Source organism: Bradyrhizobium sp., assembly GCF_052389815.1.
Classification (GTDB): domain Bacteria; phylum Pseudomonadota; class Alphaproteobacteria; order Rhizobiales; family Xanthobacteraceae; genus Bradyrhizobium.
Window position 1 is genome coordinate 1 of record NZ_JBQTHN010000100.1, and the last position, 17,817, is coordinate 17,817.

General features: G+C 63.6%; 20 protein-coding genes. 14 read left to right on the plus strand and 6 right to left on the minus strand.

Going from position 1 to position 17,817, the window contains the following annotated elements; genetic code table 11:
* Positions 1–191: 191 nt before the first annotated feature.
* Positions 192–1,415: a polyhydroxyalkanoate depolymerase gene (locus ACT4OC_RS17630; protein ID WP_444840302.1), complete on the minus strand. Its 1,224-nt coding sequence runs from the start codon at positions 1,413–1,415 to the stop codon at positions 192–194.
* A 202-nt stretch (positions 1,416–1,617) separates the two neighbouring features.
* Between ACT4OC_RS17630 and ACT4OC_RS17635 the strand changes: the two genes are divergently transcribed.
* Both ACT4OC_RS17635 and ACT4OC_RS17640 read left to right on the plus strand, forming a co-directional pair.
* Complete coding sequence (locus tag ACT4OC_RS17635; RefSeq protein ID WP_444840303.1) at positions 1,618–2,274, plus strand: glutathione S-transferase family protein; 657 nt, start codon at positions 1,618–1,620, stop codon at positions 2,272–2,274.
* Positions 2,275–2,575: 301 nt separating this feature from the next.
* On the plus strand, positions 2,576–3,010 hold the full coding sequence (locus tag ACT4OC_RS17640) for a cupin domain-containing protein (RefSeq protein ID WP_444840304.1): 435 nt from the start codon (positions 2,576–2,578) through the stop codon (positions 3,008–3,010).
* Between the two features lie 226 nt (positions 3,011–3,236).
* Here ACT4OC_RS17640 and ACT4OC_RS17645 read toward each other — a convergent pair whose 3' ends face one another.
* Positions 3,237–3,461 carry a hypothetical protein gene (locus ACT4OC_RS17645; protein WP_444840305.1) on the minus strand — a complete coding sequence of 75 codons (225 nt, stop codon included), beginning with the start codon at positions 3,459–3,461 and terminating at the stop codon, positions 3,237–3,239.
* Between the two features lie 175 nt (positions 3,462–3,636).
* Here ACT4OC_RS17645 and ACT4OC_RS17650 point away from each other — a divergent pair, with 175 nt between their 5' ends.
* Positions 3,637–3,990 (plus strand): hypothetical protein, encoded by a 354-nt coding sequence (locus ACT4OC_RS17650; RefSeq protein ID WP_444840306.1) that lies wholly within the window; start codon positions 3,637–3,639, stop codon positions 3,988–3,990.
* Positions 3,991–4,008: 18 nt separating this feature from the next.
* On the opposite strand, the gene ACT4OC_RS17655 is transcribed toward ACT4OC_RS17650, so the two are convergent.
* Positions 4,009–5,115 carry a mandelate racemase/muconate lactonizing enzyme family protein gene (locus tag ACT4OC_RS17655; RefSeq protein ID WP_444840307.1) on the minus strand — a complete coding sequence of 369 codons (1,107 nt, stop codon included), beginning with the start codon at positions 5,113–5,115 and terminating at the stop codon, positions 4,009–4,011.
* A 132-nt stretch (positions 5,116–5,247) separates the two neighbouring features.
* On the opposite strand from ACT4OC_RS17655, the gene ACT4OC_RS17660 reads away from it, so the two are divergent.
* The 4 genes from ACT4OC_RS17660 to ACT4OC_RS17675 all read left to right on the plus strand — a co-directional run bounded on the left by ACT4OC_RS17660 (position 5,248) and on the right by ACT4OC_RS17675 (position 9,687).
* On the plus strand, positions 5,248–6,084 hold the full coding sequence (locus ACT4OC_RS17660) for a GyrI-like domain-containing protein (protein WP_444840308.1): 837 nt from the start codon (positions 5,248–5,250) through the stop codon (positions 6,082–6,084).
* Positions 6,085–6,362: 278 nt separating this feature from the next.
* Complete coding sequence (locus ACT4OC_RS17665; protein WP_444840309.1) at positions 6,363–7,289, plus strand: SMP-30/gluconolactonase/LRE family protein; 927 nt, start codon at positions 6,363–6,365, stop codon at positions 7,287–7,289.
* Positions 7,290–7,397: 108 nt separating this feature from the next.
* A complete protein-coding gene (locus ACT4OC_RS17670; protein ID WP_444840310.1) occupies positions 7,398–7,991 on the plus strand; it encodes a GNAT family N-acetyltransferase in 594 nt (197 codons plus the stop codon).
* Positions 7,992–8,043: 52 nt separating this feature from the next.
* Complete coding sequence (locus tag ACT4OC_RS17675) at positions 8,044–9,687, plus strand: GMC family oxidoreductase (RefSeq protein ID WP_444840311.1); 1,644 nt, start codon at positions 8,044–8,046, stop codon at positions 9,685–9,687.
* A 6-nt stretch (positions 9,688–9,693) separates the two neighbouring features.
* Here ACT4OC_RS17675 and ACT4OC_RS17680 read toward each other — a convergent pair whose 3' ends face one another.
* Complete coding sequence (locus ACT4OC_RS17680) at positions 9,694–10,593, minus strand: DUF2189 domain-containing protein (RefSeq protein WP_444840312.1); 900 nt, start codon at positions 10,591–10,593, stop codon at positions 9,694–9,696.
* A gap of 473 nt (positions 10,594–11,066) precedes the next feature.
* Here ACT4OC_RS17680 and ACT4OC_RS17685 point away from each other — a divergent pair, with 473 nt between their 5' ends.
* The 7 genes from ACT4OC_RS17685 (at position 11,067) to ACT4OC_RS17715 (ending at position 16,361) form a co-directional block, all read left to right on the plus strand.
* Positions 11,067–11,900 (plus strand): cytochrome c oxidase subunit II, encoded by an 834-nt coding sequence (locus ACT4OC_RS17685; RefSeq protein WP_444840313.1) that lies wholly within the window; start codon positions 11,067–11,069, stop codon positions 11,898–11,900.
* 69 nt (positions 11,901–11,969) lie between these two features.
* Positions 11,970–13,745 (plus strand): cytochrome c oxidase subunit I, encoded by a 1,776-nt coding sequence (locus ACT4OC_RS17690; protein ID WP_444840314.1) that lies wholly within the window; start codon positions 11,970–11,972, stop codon positions 13,743–13,745.
* Positions 13,742–14,446: a cytochrome c oxidase subunit 3 gene (locus ACT4OC_RS17695; RefSeq protein WP_444840315.1), complete on the plus strand. Its 705-nt coding sequence runs from the start codon at positions 13,742–13,744 to the stop codon at positions 14,444–14,446. The genes ACT4OC_RS17690 and ACT4OC_RS17695 overlap by 4 nt, the downstream gene beginning before the upstream one ends.
* A gap of 11 nt (positions 14,447–14,457) precedes the next feature.
* Positions 14,458–15,180, plus strand: a complete 723-nt coding sequence (locus ACT4OC_RS17700) for a heme-copper oxidase subunit III family protein (protein ID WP_444840316.1) — start codon at positions 14,458–14,460, stop codon at positions 15,178–15,180.
* 8 nt (positions 15,181–15,188) lie between these two features.
* Positions 15,189–15,587: a cytochrome C oxidase subunit IV family protein gene (locus ACT4OC_RS17705; RefSeq protein ID WP_444840317.1), complete on the plus strand. Its 399-nt coding sequence runs from the start codon at positions 15,189–15,191 to the stop codon at positions 15,585–15,587.
* A gap of 224 nt (positions 15,588–15,811) precedes the next feature.
* Positions 15,812–16,081 (plus strand): BrnT family toxin, encoded by a 270-nt coding sequence (locus ACT4OC_RS17710; RefSeq protein WP_444840318.1) that lies wholly within the window; start codon positions 15,812–15,814, stop codon positions 16,079–16,081.
* A complete protein-coding gene (locus tag ACT4OC_RS17715; RefSeq protein WP_444840319.1) occupies positions 16,068–16,361 on the plus strand; it encodes a BrnA antitoxin family protein in 294 nt (97 codons plus the stop codon). Before ACT4OC_RS17710 ends, ACT4OC_RS17715 begins: the two co-directional genes overlap by 14 nt.
* A 152-nt stretch (positions 16,362–16,513) precedes the next feature.
* Here ACT4OC_RS17715 and ACT4OC_RS17720 read toward each other — a convergent pair whose 3' ends face one another.
* Positions 16,514–17,356: an AAA family ATPase gene (locus ACT4OC_RS17720; RefSeq protein WP_444840320.1), complete on the minus strand. Its 843-nt coding sequence runs from the start codon at positions 17,354–17,356 to the stop codon at positions 16,514–16,516.
* 113 nt (positions 17,357–17,469) lie between these two features.
* The gene (locus tag ACT4OC_RS17725; RefSeq protein WP_444840321.1) at positions 17,470–17,715 is read right to left on the minus strand and encodes a GlsB/YeaQ/YmgE family stress response membrane protein; all 246 of its coding nucleotides are present in this window, start codon (positions 17,713–17,715) and stop codon (positions 17,470–17,472) included.
* Positions 17,716–17,817 lie beyond the last annotated feature (102 nt).

Below are 17,817 nucleotides of genomic sequence, written 5' to 3' on the forward strand. Positions count from 1 at the left end.
GCCGGCCTTGACTTGATCTGCGCGCGCCATCCTGCACAATCCGCGGTCGGGACGAAGAGGTGGCTGCAGTCGAACTAAAAGGTGGCCCCTCGTCCTTGACACAAACCTCCCCCATGTGAGCAATCCACCTATCCCGCGAGGACAGGTGGATTGCTTCGCTTCGCTCGCAATGACGGGATGGAGTTACGCCCTCACGAATTCATGTGCACGAAATCCCGCAGCAGCGGATAGATCTCGTTGTTCCACTTCCGCCCCGAGAACACGCCGTAATGGCCGACGCCGGCCTGCATGTGGTGCACCCGGCGATAGGCGCGCACGCCGGTGCAGAGGTCCTGCGCCGCGAGCGTCTGGCCGATCGAGCAGATGTCGTCCTTCTCGCCCTCGACAGTCATCAGCCCCGTGCGCCGGATCGCCGCCGGATCGATCGGCCGGCCGCGATGCATCAGTCTGCCCTGTGGCAGCAGATGCTCCTGGAACACGTCGCGCACGGTCTCGATGTAGAACTCCGCCGGCAGGTCCATGACCGCGAAGTATTCGTCGTAGAAAGTCTTGATGATATCGGCCTTCTCCTTCTCGCCTTTGGCGATGTGGTGGGCGAGGTCCATGTGCTGCTTGATGTGCCGTTCGAGGTTCATCGACACGAAGGCCGTCAGCTGCACGAAGCCGGGATAGACCTTGCGCAGCGCGCCCTTGCACTGCACGGGCACGTAGTTGATCAAATTTCTCTCGAACCACTCGATCGGCTTGCTCTTGGCGAATCCGTTGACCCTGGTCGGCTGGATCCGCGTGTCGATCGGGCCCGCCATCAGGGTCAGCGTCGCCGGACGCGCCGGATGGTTGTCCTCGCACATGATGGCAGTCGCCGCCAGCGCCGACACCGAGGGCTGGCAGATCGCCACCATGTGCGCGCGCGGGCCGATCTGGTCCATGAAGGTGATGAGATGGTCGGTATAGTCCTCGAGGCCGAAGCGGCCGCGACTGAGCGGAATGTCGCGCGGGTTATGCCAGTCGGTGATGTAGACGTCGTGGTCGGCGAGCAGCGTCTTCACGGTGCCGCGCAAGAGCGTCGCGAAATGCCCGGACATCGGCGCCACCAGCAAGAGCCGCGGCTGCTCGGGGCCGTCTTCTTTCTTGAAATGCAGCAGCGAGCCGAACGGCGTTGCGTAGGTGACTTCCTCCGTGACCGCGAGTTCGCGGTTGCCGACCATCACGGTGCCGATGCCGTAATCCGGGCGGGCATAGGTCAGGGCCGAGCGGGAGATCAGTTCGAGCGCAGCCGCCAGCCGCCCGAATACCCGGTCGGAGCCGCCCTGCGGCACCAGGTTGAGGAATTTCAACGCGCCGGCCGCCCCCGATCGCCACGGCTCCGTCAGGTCCATGTGGTTCTGAAAGGCCTGGTACAGCATTGACATCATTCACTTCCGCCCCTGCCTTTGCGGTCATGCAATATCGGAGCCAGCCCGAGGCGGGGTGGAGGCAGGGGGCCGGCCAAACTGGCACGTCGCTTGCTGCAAATTTGCCCGAATAGGGACTAGTCCGGCCGCGGGCGTGCGCGCGCCATTGCCGTGTCGTAGCGTCCGGCGGGCCGGGCATGTAGCGTTGAGGGGAAGAGGCGAGATGGCGAAGACCACACTGACCATCAGCAGCAAGAACTATTCGTCATGGTCGCTGCGCGGCTGGCTGCTGGCGAAGTTCGCCGGCCTCGATTTCGAGGAGATCGTGGTTGCGCCGGACGATCCGTCGGCGCGCGCCGAAATCCTCTTGCTGTCGTCCTCGATCCTGGTGCCCTGCCTGCGCCACGAGGGCGCCACCGTCTGGGACACGCTGGCGATCGCCGAATATCTCAACGAGATCCGCCCGGACGCCGGCCTCTTGCCCGCCGACCGCGTGCAGCGCGCGCATTGCCGCTCGATCTGCGGCGAAATCCATTCCGGCTTCGCCACGCTGCGCGCCTCGCTGCCGGTCAATCTGAAGGGCCATTTTCCCGGTTTCAAGATCTGGACGCGCGCGCAGGCCGACATCGACCGCATCTGCACCATCTGGCGCGAGTGCCTCGGCAAATCCGGCGGGCCGTTCCTGTTCGGCGCGGGGCGCACCATGGCGGATGCGATGTATGCGCCGGTCGTGACGCGCTTTGCGACCTACGACGTGAAACTCGAGCCGAAGCTTGCGGCCTATGCCAAAACCATCATGACCATGCCGGAAATGGTGGAATGGATCGATGCCGCGCGCGCCGAGCCGGCCGACATCGAGGAGCTCGAGGTCGAATATTAGGCAGCGCTGCCCGCGCCGCGCCCGTTCGGTGGGCCCGCGCCGCGGGCATGGTTTGCTCAAGCGCATGCCATCGCACACAGATGTCACGCGCATGCCGCGCACCGGCGGGGTGCGCCGATCCGCGATTCGCTTTTCCAATCATTGGCTTTGCAGCGGCAAGCGCCGGCATGACGCGGTGCAGCGTGTCTGGCGCGATTTTCGCATAGCAGCATTTCAGCCGTGACCGCAACGACGCGCCGCTGCCGAAAAATTGGACGCTTCGCCCCTTGCGTGCTCACGAACGAGAACCATGGAGGCTTCGATGAACAAGCTCGCGGCTGTCGGAAAATTCTCCCACGTCAAGCCTGACGATACCGACTACAAGGGCGGGGGCCTGCGCGACTTCTTCCTGTATCGCGATCTCGGCATCGCAGACGCCACTGGCGGACAGGTGATCTGCCATCTGGTCAAGGCCAATCCGGATTGCCCGCCGGAGGACGGCACCGGCTGGCACCGCCACGACTGCGAGTTCCAGATCGTCATCATGATGAAGGGCTGGGCGCGCTTCATGTACGAGGACAAGCCGACTCTGGTGCAGGCCGGCGACGTCGTGCACCAGCGGCCGGGCATCGTGCACTACCTGTTCGATTACTCGCCGGACATGGAGTATCTGGAGATCGTCAGCCCCGCCGACTTCAAGACCGTCGACATGCCGCCGGCTACCGACAAGGTGCCGCCGGTGACGCCGTGGAAGTGACGATCATGTCGTCCCCGGAGGAATTAACCCTCGTCGTCGGCCGTTGGCTCCGGCCGATCGTCGCCGTGCTGGATATTGTGCGCCGACTAAGCCCGGCGCCGACATCTAGCCGTGAACAAGCGAGCACATCGCCCGATCGCTGATTCGGGCGCGGTTTGTTCGAAGCGCGTTCCGAACATTAACGAAGGCCGGCGCCTGCGTCGCGTTTTGATACAGGCGCGAGCCATCAGGCTGCGCCGACCTGCCTCTCGCGCGGCAATCGCCAGCCGATCACCGTTGCTTCGACGGCAACCCCTGATTCGTCATTGTGCCAGCGGCCGTCGACGAAGCGGCAGGGGAAGGGCAATTGATACGTCCCGCTGTGATCCTCGCAGAGCACCTCGACCGGAATTTCCGGCGGAGGAGCGCCAAAACCATCGAATTGAGCCAACCGCTTTTCCCGCGTTGCCATTTGTCACCCTGTCCACTCCTGAGCAATTGCGGTCGTTCCCCCCCAGTCGGGTTCCCGATCCCCCGAACGGCCGCTGCGCACCACAAGCGATGAATGCGGTACGAGTGTGATATCAGTGACAATGCCGGTGCACCACGTGCACATTGGCGTGATCGCTTTCGCAAAGAGGGATTTCATGATCGGCCGGGTCGTCGCCGTCGCTTGCGCCACGTTCATATTGCTGCCGCTTGCCAGCCTTGCCCAGGACGTTCCGGGCATCGAGATCTGCACCGTGGAAAAGACCATGGAGCGGCGCACCTCCTGCCTGCAGAGCAATGTCGACTTCCTGCAGAAGACCATCACGAAACTCTCGGTCGACAATCAGCGCCGGATCGACGCTGCAAGCCGCCAGATCGACGCGCTGAAGGCGCAGGTCGCCTCGCTGGAAAAAATCGTCGAGGAGCAGAAGAAGGCGGTCGAGGAGATCAGGAAGTCTGCCGCGTCCCCGGCGAAGAACGCGGCACCGGCGGCGAAAGAAGGCGCGAAGTAGCGGCGCGGCCGCGCAACTTCACGATACCCGATAGCGTTCCATGACCTCGCGGTCCGGCTCGTAGCCGAGGCCCGGGCCGGCGGGTACCGCGACATGGCCGCTCGCATCGACATCGACGCGGCCGCGCCACAGGCAGGCGTCGCGCTTCATGTAAAAAAATTCCACGAAGGCGCCGTCGTCGCGTAGCGACATCAGTTGCAGCGTCGCCAGTAGGCCCGGACCGAAATAGGGCGAATGCGGCGCCAGCCGCACGCCGCGCTGGTCCGCGAGCGCCGCCACCTTGAGATATTCGGTGATGCCGCCGACTTTCGTCACGGAGGGCTGCGCATGGCTGACGGCGCCGGCGTCCAGCATCTGTCGGAATTGATGCACCGTGCAGGCGTTCTCGCCGGCGGCGACGTCGAGCCCGCCCTTCCTGCGCACCTCCGCCAGCGTTACGAAGTCCTCCGGCGGCCATACCGGCTCTTCCAGGAACAGCGGCTTTGCCTCGCGGCAGGCTTGCGCGAACGCGATCGCGGCCGGACCATCCAGCGGGCAGTTCAGGTCGACCATCAGCGGAATGCTCTCGCCGATCGCCTGCCGTGCTGCGTGCACCGGCGCCGTGGTCGTTTCGTGAAGCTTGATCGCGGAAAAGCCCCGGCTCAATGCCGTCCTGCATTCGCCGGCGACCAGTTCGGGCGCGCCGATGCGGAGCAGGCTGGCATAGGCTGGAATGCTTGTCCGCTCCTGCGTACCCAGCAGCCGGTGCAGCGGCACGCCTTGCGCGCGGGCGGCGAGATCCCACAGCGCGATGTCGAGCCCCGAGATCGCGAACATGGTGATGCCATAGCGGCCGAACAGGTGCAGGTTGCGCTGGATCTGCTCCATGAAGGCGGGGATACCGGCGGCGTCAGGCACCTGCTGGCCACGCGCCTGCGGCGCGATCATCTCGCCGATCGCGGCATGCGTCGTGCGCGGGCAGACATAGCTGAAGGCATCGCCCCAGCCGGTCAGGCCGCTGTCGGTCGTGACCTCGACCAGGACGATGTCGAGCGCCGCGATCGAGGCGGCGCCTTGGCTGAAGCTTGCGACGCCGGCGTCATAGGGGATGCGGATGTGGTGCGCGCGCACGTCGCTGATCTTCATGGTTCGGCTCCTCCCCGGATGCTATTGCTCTTTCGATGATGCATGGTTCCGCCGCGCGAGAGCAAGGACTGTCAAACGCGTCCGGCTCGCAGGGGGCATGATGCGGACGCTTCGAAGGAGAGCAGCAGGTCCATGGATTCCGCCCAGAAGGCGCTGTGGTATGTCGAGAGCCATCTCGCAGAGAGCCTGACGCTCGATGAGATTGCAGGCGTTGCCGGCATCTCGCGCTTTCACATGGTGCGGGCGTTCGGCGAGGCGACCGGCATGAGCGTCATGCGCTATGTGCGCGCCCGCCGCCTGACCAAGGCGGCGCGAGCGCTCGCTAGGGGCGCGCCCGACATTCTCACGCTGGCGCTGGAGGCGGATTACGGCTCCCACGAGGCATTCACCCGCGCGTTCCGCGACCATTTCGGCGTCACGCCGGAGCAGGTGCGCGCCGCAACGTGCCTCGACACGCTCAAGCTACAGGAGCCGATCATGATGGATTCGACCCCCGCGACCGACCTGCTGCCGCCGCGCTTTGCCACCGGCAAGGCGCTGCTCGTTGCCGGCATCGGCGAGCGCTACAATCATTGCGACTCCGGCGGAGCCGCCATTCCCGACCAGTGGCAGCAATTGCATTACAAGCTTGGCGAAATTCCCGGCCGGGTCGGCAACGTCGCCTACGGCGTCTGCTGCAATGGCGATGATTCCGGCAATTTCGACTACATCGCCGGCGTCGAGGTTTCCGACTTCTCCGGCCTGCCGCGCCAATTTTCGCGCGTGCGAATCCCCGAGCAACGCTACGTGGTGTTCGGTCATGCCGAGCACATCTCGACCATCCGGCGCACCGTGACGGCGATCTGGAATCACTGGCTGCCGCAGTCGGGCCTCAAGGTCGCCGACGCGCCGAACTTCGAGCGCTATGACGAGAGGTTCGATCCTTCCACCGGCAATGGCGGGCTGGAGATCTGGGTGCCCGTGCAATAGGTCGGTAGGATGGGTAGAGCGCAAAGCGAAACCCATCATTTCACCGCGCTGAAGAGTGATGGGTTTCGCAAGGGCTCTACCTATCCTACAAGTGCGCCCATTCGCGATTGCACCGAGCCCGCCGGATTGCACCGCTTCCGCAATGCTGCCCTGCGCGGCGGAGCGGGAGGCTTGCTTGGCAAGCCGGAACGACTTTGCCATAACAGCCGCAACCAAGATGTTGCGCGTGGGGGCTCGCCAAATATCCGCCCGCAGCCGAAAGCGCCGGGAGGATTTTCATGGCCGATATCCGCGTTCTCGCCACCGATCTGGAATTTCCGGAAGGGCCGGTCGCGATGCCGGATGGATCGGTCGTGCTGGTGGAAATCCGCGGACAGCGGCTGACCCGGGTGTTCCCCGACGGCCGCAAGGAAGTGGTCGCGAAGATTCCGGGCGGACCGAATGGCGCCGCGCTCGGTCCCGACGGCAAGATGTATGTCTGCAACAATGGCGGCTTTTCCTGGATCCCGACCCGCAACATGATCATGCCGGGGCCGCAGCCCGACGACTATCGGGGCGGCTCGATCCAGCGCGTGGATTTGCAGAGCGGCAAGGTCGAGACCGTGATCTCCAAATGCGGCGAGCATGGTCTGCGCGGGCCGAACGATCTCGTGTTCGACCGGCATGGCGGCCTGTGGTTCTCCGACCTCGGCAAGCGGAGAGCCCGCGAGATGGATGTCGGCGGCATGTATTATCTGAAGCCCGGCATGCAGGAGATCGTCGAGGTCGTACACGGCGTGCTGCCGGCCAACGGCATCGGGCTGTCGCCGGACGAGAACACCGTCTACATCGCGGAGACGCCGACCGCGCGGCTGTGGGCTTACGAGATTCACGAGCCCGGCGCGCTTAAGCCGCGCGACGTGATCTATCGCGGCGAGCGCGGCAAGCCGATCGCGGGGCTCGGCGGCTATCAGATGTTCGATTCGATGGCGGTCGAGGCTGGTGGCAATGTATGCGTCGCCACGTTGATCTCCGGCTGCATCTCCGTGATCGCGCCCGACGGCACGCTGGTAGAGCAGGTGCCGACCGGCGACCGCGTCACCACCAACATCGCCTTCGGCGGGCCTGAGCTGAGGACGGCGTACATCACGCTGTCCGGCAAGGGCGAGCTGATCGCGATGGACTGGCCGCGCCCGGGACTGGCGCTGAATTTCTTGAACAAGTGAGACAAAGGCGTCATTGCGAGCGAAGCGAAGCAATCCAGCTTTGCAACAGCAAAGAAAGCTGGATTGCTTCGTCGCTTCGCTCCTCGCAATGACGGGAGGGAATAGAGAATGCCCTGGCTTGAACCGGTCACGCTTCGCGGCGCGCATGCGCGCCTGGAGCCGCTGTCACCCAACCATCACGACGGCCTGCTCGAGGCCGTGAAGGACGGCGAGCTCTGGAAGCTCTGGTACACCTTCATCCCGACCGCCGAGAACATGACGAAGGAGATCGACCGTCGGCTGGGCCTGCAGGCGGCGGGCTCGATGCTGCCGTTCACCGTCTTCGACGCCGACGGCGGGATCGCGGGCATGACGACGTACATGAATGTCGACACGCCGAACCGCCGGGTCGAGATCGGCTCGACCTGGTACGCCAGACGTGTGCAGCGCACCGCGCTCAACACCCAGTGCAAATTGCTGCTACTTGCGCATGCCTTCGAGAAGCTCGATTGCATTGCGGTAGAGTTCCGCACGCATTTCTTCAACCACCAGAGCCGGCGCGGCATCGAGCGGCTCGGGGCGAAGCTCGACGGCATTTTGCGTAGCCACCAGATTGCGCCCAACGGCACGTTGCGCGACACTGTCGTCTACAGCATCATCGCCTCGGAATGGCCGACGGTGAAGGCGCATTTGACCTATCAGTTGAACGAGAAGGCGCGGTAGCGCCCACGAGCATGATCCGACGAGATCATGCGCGTGAAAAAGAAACGGTGCGATGGAAACCTTCGATTATGTGATCATTGGCGCCGGTTCTGCGGGCAGCGTGCTCGCCAACCGGCTGGGCGAGGACTTGGGCACCAGGATCTGCGTGCTGGAGGCGGGACCGAGCGATTGGCATCCCTACATCCATCTGCCGGCCGGCTTCATCAAGACCTTCCACATGAAGAGCATCAACTGGGCCTACCAGCAGGAGGTGGGCCCGTGGACCGGCGGGCGCAGCATCTACGCGCCGCGCGGCAAGACGCTTGGCGGCTCATCGTCGATCAACGGCCACATCTACAACCGCGGCCAGCGCCAGGATTTCGACACCTGGGCGCAGATGGGTAATCGCGGCTGGGGCTATCCGGACGTGCTGCCGTACTTCAAGCGGATGGAGCGCAGGGTCGGCGAGGGCGAGGACACCTATCGCGGCCGCGAAGGGCCGCTCACCGTCACCACCATGGAGTGGCAGGATCCGCTCTGCGAGGCCTTCATGGAGGGAGCGGTCAGCCTCGGCATTCCCAAGAACCCCGATTACAACGGCGGAATCCAGGAAGGCGTGTCCTACTGCCAGCGCACCATCGAGGGCGGCTTGCGCATGAGCGCGGCGAAAGCGTTCCTGCATCCGGCGAGGAAGCGCGGCAACGTCGACGTGCGCACGCATGCCCATGTCACCAACATCATCTTCGAGGGCAAGCGCGCGGTCGGCGTGCGCTATCTGAAGGGCGGGCGCGGCGGCACCCCGGTCGAGGTGCGCGCGTCCAGGGAAGTCATCCTCTCCGGCGGCGCCTATAATTCGCCGCAGGTGCTCCAGCTTTCCGGCGTCGGCTCCCCCGAGCTTCTGAGCTCGCTCGGCATTCAGGTGCGGCACGCGCTGCCCGGCGTCGGCGAGGGTCTTCAGGATCACTACGCGCCGCGCTCGGTGGCGCGGGTGAAGAACATCAGGACCATCAACGAGCTTCGCCGCGGCTTGAGCCTCTGGGTCGAGGCGCTGAAATGGGCGACCACGCGGCGGGGTCTTTTGTCGCTGTCGCCGACCATGGTCTATTGCTTCTGGCATTCCGGCGAGACCGCCGAAAGCTCCGATCTGCAGCTCACCTTCACGCCCGCAAGCTACAAGGAGGGCGTGCAGGGCCAGCTCGAGGACGAGCCCGGCATGACGGTGGCGTCCTGGCAGCAGCGCCCGGAGAGCCGCGGTTACGTCCGCGCCCGCTCGGCCGATCCGTTCGAGGCGCCGATCATCCAGACCAATTATCTCGTCGAGGAAGTCGACCGTCGCGTCGTCGTCGCCGGCATGAAGCTGGCGCGCCGCCTGCTCGCCTCCGAGCCGCTGAAACCCTATTACGCCTACGAAGACTTCCCGGGCCCGAAGGTGCAGAGCGACGACGAATTCCTCGCCGCCGCCACCGAGCGCGGGACGACCACGTTCCATCCCGGCTGCACCTGCCGGATGGGATCGGCGAGCGCGCCATGGGCGGTGGTCGACGACCAGCTCCGCGTCCACGGCCTGCAAGGCCTGCGCGTGATCGACGCCTCGATCATGCCGCGGATGATCTCGGCCAACCTCAATGCCTCCACGCTGATGATCGCCGACAAGGCCTCGGATTTGATCCGCGGCAAGACGGCGCCGGAAGCGGTGAAGCTCGCCGGCTACGCGTAGACCCGGCTACCGCTCGCGGCTCCACGGGAAGAGCGAGGCCGGGAAGTCTGCCGCGTAGCGGTGTCCTATCGGCGAGCGGGGTTCCTCCCGAGGAGGATTTGGATCAGGCTCCACCACCTTCCGATAGAGATGCCAGCTGGCATGACCAAGCACGGGCAGAGCGACGCAGAGGCCGACGAAGAACGGCAGTGACCCGACCGCGAGCAGCCCTGCAACAATCAGTCCCCACGCGGCCATGGGAACCGGATTCATCCTCACCGCCTGCAGCGACGTGCGGATTGCGTCGATCGCGGTCGCGTGCCGGTCGAGCATCAGCGGGAACGACACCACGCTGATGCACAGGGCAACCACGGCGAACAGGAAGCCTACGCCGCAGCCGACCACGATGAGCGTCCAGCCTTCCGGGGTCGTCAGCACGCGCGTTGCGAAATCGGGGATGCTTGCGGCCGCCTCGTAGCCGAAGGTCGCGATGTAGATGACGTCAGCGGTGGCGATCCAGACGCCGAACAGGACAAACAGCAGCAAGCCCAGACCGAGGATGGCGCCGAACGACGGAGCGCGCAGCACGTGCATGGCGTCCCACGCGCCGGGGTCCTCGCCGCGCTCGCGGCGGCGGCTGAGCTCATAAAGACCGAGCCCGGCGAAAGGGCCGATCAGCGTAAAGCCGGCGGCCAGCGGAAACAGCAGCGGCAGCAGCGAATGGCCAAGCACCGCCCTGAAGATGAAAAGACCGAGGACGGGATAGACCAGGCAGAGGACCACGGCGTGCGTTGGGATGGCCTTGAAGTCCTCCCAGCCGAGGCGCAACGCGTCGGTCAGGTCGGAAAGGCCGATCTTGCGAACGACGTATCCGGTGGCGACGCCGAACAGCTGTAGTTTCGGTCTTGCGAAAACGGTTGTGGACATGTCCGGTCTCCTTGTTCCAGATCGCAGGGCAGCGCACGCCCAGGTCGCGCATAGCCGCATCAAGCGCGAAAATCGCGATCGAGCCCGGCAAACCAGCTGCGATGAAGAGGAGTCTTGCCGGACAGAACCTGTCGCGACCGGTGCAGTTAACTTAGCGCGCCGCGCGCAGGAAAGCACTCACGGTTGGGTGAATTGCGCAGCCGTGCAGATCTGCACGCTACATTGCATAGTCGGAGCGACTGGCTGTGCCTATGCACGGTGCCGACCACACCAACAACTATTGACGTCCGGCCATATGCGGATCATGTTGATTACGACGCGCCCAATTCAGACGAGGTTGCGGTCATAGCGACCGGTCGAATGGGCGAAGCAAGGCCACGACGGTGGCGAATGCGACTCCACCGCCATAGGAAGGCGTGTGCTCCGCCCTTCGATGCGTATCCGCAGCCTTCATTGGCAAGGATGCAAGAGGGATGGTTGTAGCCATCATACTGCTTCTGGTAGCCGTCGCCTCGGTGCTGTTTCACCTCTACAGCCCGTGGTGGTGGACGCCGATTGCCTCCAACTGGGGCTACATTGACGACACGATCAGCCTGACGTTCTGGATCACCGGGGTCGTCTTCTTCGCCGTCATCGCGTTCATGGCGTATTGCGTCTTCCGGTTCCAGCACAAGGAAGGAAGGCGGGCGGCCTACAACCCCGAAAACAAGAAGCTGGAATGGTGGCTCAGCATCGGCACGGGCGTCGGGGTCGCCGCCATGCTGGCGCCCGGACTGATCGTCTGGCACCAGTTCGTCACGGTTCCAGCCGACGCGACCGAGATCGAGGTGATGGGACAGCAATGGCAGTGGAGCTATCGGCTTCCCGGCAAGGACCGCCGGCTTGGGACCTCTGACGCCCGCCATGTCAGCGGCGAAAACCCGATGGGCCTCAACCCCGACGATCCCTACGGAAAGGACGACGTCATCATTCATGGTGACGAGTTGCACCTGCCGGTCGGCAAGCCGGTCAAGGTGTTGCTCCGCTCGCTCGATGTCCTGCATGATTTCTACGTGCCCGAGTTCCGGGCGAAGATGGACATGATACCCGGCGCGGTCACGTACTTCTGGTTCACGCCGACCCGTACCGGAACCTTCGAGGTTCTCTGCGCAGAGCTCTGCGGCGTCGCGCATGCGCAGATGCGCAGCAAGGTCAACGTCGACGAAGAGAAGGACTATCACGCGTGGCTGGAGAAACAGCAGACGTTCGCCGGGCTGTCGGGCCAGCGCGACGTCGCGAAGGCGCTCTACAAGGCAGGCGCCAAGTGAAATCAGCGGCGAGGAGCACCGCATAGCGAGAGGCTGCTCGCGGCAGGGGGAGACCAGGGAGAAGGTTCGATGGTCGATATCCCGATCGAAGAAGTCAGAGGCATCCCGCCGGCCGAAGTAGCCGACGTCGAGCTTTATCATCCGCGAAGCTGGTGGACGCGCTACGTATTCTCGCAGGACGCCAAGGTCATTGCCGTCCAGTACTCGCTCACGGCGATGGCCATCGGAATGGTCGCGCTGGTGCTGTCATGGCTGATGCGGCTGCAACTCGGATTCCCCGGCACGTTCTCGTTCATCGATCCGAGCCAGTATCTTCAGTTCATCACCATGCACGGCATGATCATGGTGATCTACCTGCTTACCGCGCTGTTCCTCGGAGGCTTCGGAAACTATCTCATTCCGTTGATGGTCGGCGCGCGGGACATGGTGTTCCCCTACGTCAACATGCTGAGCTATTGGGTGTACCTGCTCGCAGTCATCGTGCTGGCCGCGACCTTTTTCGTGCCGGGCGGGCCGACCGGCGCCGGCTGGACGCTGTATCCGCCCCAGGCGATTCTCTCGGGCACCCCCGGGCAGGATTGGGGCATCGTTCTGATGCTGGCCTCGCTGATCCTGTTCATCATCGGCTTCACCATGGGCGGCCTGAACTATGTGGTGACGGTGCTGCAGGCGCGGACCCGCGGCATGACGTTGATGCGCCTGCCGCTGACGGTGTGGGGCATTTTCACGGCCACCATCATGGCGCTGCTGGCGTTCCCGGCGCTGTTCGTCGCCTCGGTGATGCTGCTGTTCGACCGCCTGCTGGGAACCAGCTTCTTCATGCCCACGCTGGTCGAGATGGGCCAGCAGATGAAGTACGGCGGCGGCAGCCCGATCCTGTTCCAGCACCTGTTCTGGTTCTTCGGCCATCCCGAGGTCTACATCGTCGCCTTGCCGGCATTCGGCATCATTTCCGACCTGATCAGCGTCCACGCGCGCAAGAACATCTTCGGCTATCGCATGATGGTTTGGGCCATCGTGGCGATCGGTGCGCTGAGCTTCATCGTGTGGGCGCATCATATGTATGTGAGCGGCATGCACCCGTATTTCGGGTTCTTCTTCGCCACCACGACGCTCATCATCGCGATCCCCACCGCCATCAAGGTCTACAACTGGGTGCTGACCCTTTGGCGCGGCGACATTCATCTCACCGTCCCGATGCTGTATGCGCTTGCGTTCATCATCACCTTCGTCAACGGCGGCCTGACGGGCCTGTTTCTCGGCAACGTGGTCGTCGACGTTCCCCTGTCCGACACGATGTTCGTCGTCGCCCACTTCCACATGGTGATGGGCATCGCGCCGGTCATGGCCGTGTATGGCGGGATCTATCACTGGTATCCGAAGGTCACCGGGCGAATGCTCAACGAGGCGCTCGGACAGTTCCATTTCTGGGTCACCTTCATCGGCGCCTATGCGATCTTCTTTCCCATGCACTATCTGGGCCTGCTGGGCGTGCCCCGCCGCTATCACGACATCGGGGAAACAGCCTTCATCCCGGCATCCGCCCATGACCTCAATGCGTTCATGAGCGTGGCGGCCTTGATCGTCGGCTTTGCCCAGCTGGTGTTCGTGTTCAATCTGATCTGGAGCCTCATCAGGGGAAGGGAAGCCGGCGGCAACCCCTGGGGAGCCACGTCGCTGGAATGGCAGACACCCGAGACCCCGCCGGGACACGGCAATTGGGGCAAGGAACTCCCGATCGTCTATCGCTGGGCCTACGATTACAGCGTCCCCGGCGCCAGGCGGGATTTCATCCCGCAGAACGAACCGCCGGCCGCGTTGGCGGCGCAGGGAGCCCATCCGTGAGCGCCATCATACTCTACATGGCTGGACTTGCGGCAATTGCGGGATGGTGGCTCTCGCAGCAACGACTGGCAACCAAGCCCTGGCTGGAGGAGGGACTGGCCGCCGATTTTCGCGAGGAGAGCCTTTCGTCCCCGCCTGCCGCTAAGGTCGGCTTGGGCGTATTTCTCGCGGTGGCCGGCTCGTTGTTCGCACTCTTGATCAGCGCTTACTCGATGCGCACCAATATGGCCGACTGGCGCTCGCTGCCGGTGCCTAGGCTGCTGTGGTTCAACACCGGCGTCCTGGTCATAAGCAGCATCGCGCTGCATTGGGCGTACATGGCGGTGCGCCGGAACGACCTCGAGAACGTGGTCGTCGGCCTGTTGGTGGGCGCAGCATCCGCCGTCACCTTCCTGGTCGGTCAACTGCTGGTGTGGCAACAGCTGGACGTGTCGGGGTATTTCCTGGCGAAGAATCCGGCCAATGCCTTCTTCTACCTGATCACCGCGACGCACGGGCTGCATTTGATCGGCGGCCTCGTGGCGCTCGGCAGAACCAGCGCCAAGGTCTGGCGCGGCGTCGAGCCGAGCCGGCTGCGCCTGAGCGTGGAGCTCTGCGCGATCTATTGGCATTTCCTGCTGCTGGTCTGGCTGGTCCTGCTCGGTCTGTTGACCGGCTGGACGGACGACTTCATCAACATCTGTCGCCAGTTGCTCACGTAGGAGAGGGTCCGATGGCAGAGACCACGCTGGCAACTCCCGGGCAATCGCCGCAGCTGACCGCGGGGCTGCGCGGCATCGCCGCCGACTGGTCGTCGGACCAGCGCGCCTTCAAGAACGTTTCCTGGGGGAAGGCCATGATGTGGATCTTCCTCCTCAGCGACACCTTCATCTTCAGCTGCTTCCTGCTGTCGTACATGACGGCGCGGATGTCGACGACCGTGCCCTGGCCCAACCCCAGCAAGGTCTTTGCCCTGCACATCGGCGGCCAGGATATTCCGCTGATCCTGATCGCCATCATGACCTTCATCCTGATCAGCAGCAGCGGAACGATGGCGATGGCCGTCAATTTCGGCTATCGCCGCGATCGCGTCAAAACCGCGGCCTTGATGCTGGCGACGGCCGCATTCGGCGCGACGTTCGTCGGAATGCAGGCCTTCGAATGGACCAAGCTGATCATGGAGGGCGTCCGGCCCTGGGAGAACCCGTGGGGCGCTGCGCAGTTCGGCTCGAGCTTCTTCATGATCACCGGCTTCCACGGCACGCACGTGACGTTCGGCGTGATCTTCCTGATCGCGATTGCACGAAAGGTCTGGCGCGGAGACTTCGACGTCGAAAGACGCGGCTTCTTCACGAGCCGCAAGGGGCACTACGAGATCGTCGAGATCATGGGCCTGTACTGGCACTTCGTCGACCTCGTCTGGGTGTTCATTTTTGCCTTCTTCTATCTCTGGTGAGGTGGCGCATGACAAACGTAGCGGTACAGATCGAAGAGCGGCAACCTGCGCGGCACGTGCATGCGCCTGCAGTCGCTTCCGGAGTCGCGCGCGCCGAAGGGCAGCAGCACCCGATCAAGCTCTACCTCGTGGTCTGGGGGTGGCTGTTCGTGCTCAGCGCCTGCTCCTATTTCGTCGACTACTTCGGTCTCCATGGCTATCTCAGATGGTCGCTGATCCTGCTGTTCATGGTGTTGAAGGCCGGCCTGATCGTCGCCGTCTTCATGCACATGGCCTGGGAGCGTCTGGCGCTGGCCTATGCCATCCTGCTGCCGCCGGTGCTGGTGCTGGTATTCGTGGCGATCATGACGTTCGAATCCGACTACACGCACTTGCTTCGCGTCATGTTCTTTGCAGGAGCGGCGTAGCGACGGTGGCGGTTGGGAGCTGCCGTAGGATAGGCAAAGCGACTTGTCCGCCGTAGCGAAGAGCGAAGGCGGAAGCTTGCCCACCTTCAAGAGCATGCAAGCTAAGGTGGTCACGGCGCAGACGCGCCTTTGCTGCAAGGAAGGCGTGCAGCGCCCCGGGGTAGTTTTATATTGTAGCTACAAAATGCTTGACGGGACGGTGAGTTGCAGCTACGTTGAAGGCGATGAAAATCGTCTGGGATGAACCGAAGCGTCTCGCCAACCTCGACAAGCATGGGTTGGATTTCGCCGATCTCGACGAGACATTCTTCGACAATGCGCTGGTCGTCCCTTCGCACAACAAGAGCAGGCGCTGGGTTGCGATCGGAGTGAGCATCCGGGGCGTGATCGTTGTTGTATTCGCAAGACTGGGTCGCGAGGGCGTCAGCATCGTCAGCATCGTCAGCATGCGGCCCGCAAGTCGTAGCGAAAGGAAACTCTATGCCGAACGCTAAGAAGAAATCCGGCTACAGTAAGAAAGACCTGCGCGAGGTCAGCGACAATCCGGAGCTGACGAAGGCGGATTTCGCCAAGGCCCGGCCGTTCTCCGAGGTCTTCCCCGATCTGAGCGCATCCATCCGCAAGGGGAGAGGCCCGAACAAGGCGCCGACAAAGAAGCTTGTCTCGCTGCGCCTTAGTCGCGAGGTGATCGACCATTTCAAATCGACCGGGGCAGGCTGGCAATCGCGGATCGATGAGACCTTGCGCAAGGTGGTCAAGCGCAAGGCTTCATGAAAGTGCTCTCGTGCCCTGGACGCAGCGCATCACGAAGTGGTGCGCTGCAGAGCCGGGGCCCATTTCGCCTCAGTTTTTTCTGAACGTGGGGTCCCGGCTCTGCGCAGCAGCGCTGCGCGCTGCAGCGCGTCCGGGACACGAGAGATTGGGTCTTAAACTTCGCGCCGGCTCAGGAACGCCAGCCGCTCGAACAGGTGCACGTCCTGCTCGTTCTTGAGCAGGGCGCCGTGCAGCGGCGGGATCAGCTTGCGCGGATCGCGCTCGCGCAACATTTCGGGCGTGATGTCCTCGTTGAGCAGCAGCTTCAGCCAGTCGAGCAGCTCGGATGTGGACGGCTTCTTCTTCAGGCCCGGCACCTCGCGCACCTCGAAGAAGATGCGCAGCGCTTCTTCCACCAGGCGCTTCTTGATGCCGGGGAAGTGCACGTCGACGATCCTGCCCATGGTGTCGGCGTCGGGGAACTTGATGTAGTGGAAGAAGCAGCGGCGCAGGAAGGCGTCCGGCAATTCCTTCTCGTTGTTCGAGGTGATCATCACGATCGGGCGCAGCTTCGCCTTGATGTTCTCGCCGGTCTCGTAGACGAAGAACTCCATGCGATCGAGCTCGAGCAGCAGGTCGTTGGGGAATTCGATGTCGGCCTTGTCGATCTCGTCGATCAGGAGCACCGGGCGCTGTTCCGACGTGAAGGCGTCCCACAGCTTGCCGCGCTTGATGTAGTTCTTTATGTCGGAAACCCGCGCATCGCCGAGCTGGCTGTCGCGCAGGCGCGACACCGCGTCGTACTCATAAAGGCCCTGCTGCGCCTTGGTGGTGGACTTGATGTGCCAGGTCAAAAGCGGCGCGTTGATCGCTTTCGCGACTTCCTCGGCCAGCACCGTCTTGCCGGTGCCGGGCTCGCCCTTCACCAGCAGCGGCCGCTCCAGCACGATCGAGGCGTTCACCGCGACCTTGAGGTCATCGGTCGCGACATAGTCCTTGGTACCGGTGAATTTCATCGATCTGCCTTAAGTCCGTTTCAAACATTGTTTGTTGCGCGCAGCGGCTAGGGCCCCGACTTAACAGGAAATTCCGGTCAAAACAGCATTCGCTGCGGGAATAGGGGGATGCGTCAGGCGCGTTTTACCAGCGACAGGATGACCAGCACGACCACCGCGCCGATGGTGGCGTTGACGATGTCGCGGACCCAGCCGACGCCGAGGCCGACGCCGAGCGCCGGCAGCAGGAAGCTCGCCACCAGCGCGCCGATGATGCCGACCACGATGTTGCCGATCAGCCCGAAACCGGCGCCGCGGACGATCTGGCCGGCCAGCCAGCCGGCGATGGCGCCGATGATCAGCGCCGCAATGATGCTCATGGAAACCCCCGCTGCAAATACCCCGGCGGCCGGCAATTCTAGTTGAAATCCGGCCCCGGTCTAGGGCCTGCCATGCAGGCCGCGCCCTTGACCTTCGCCGTC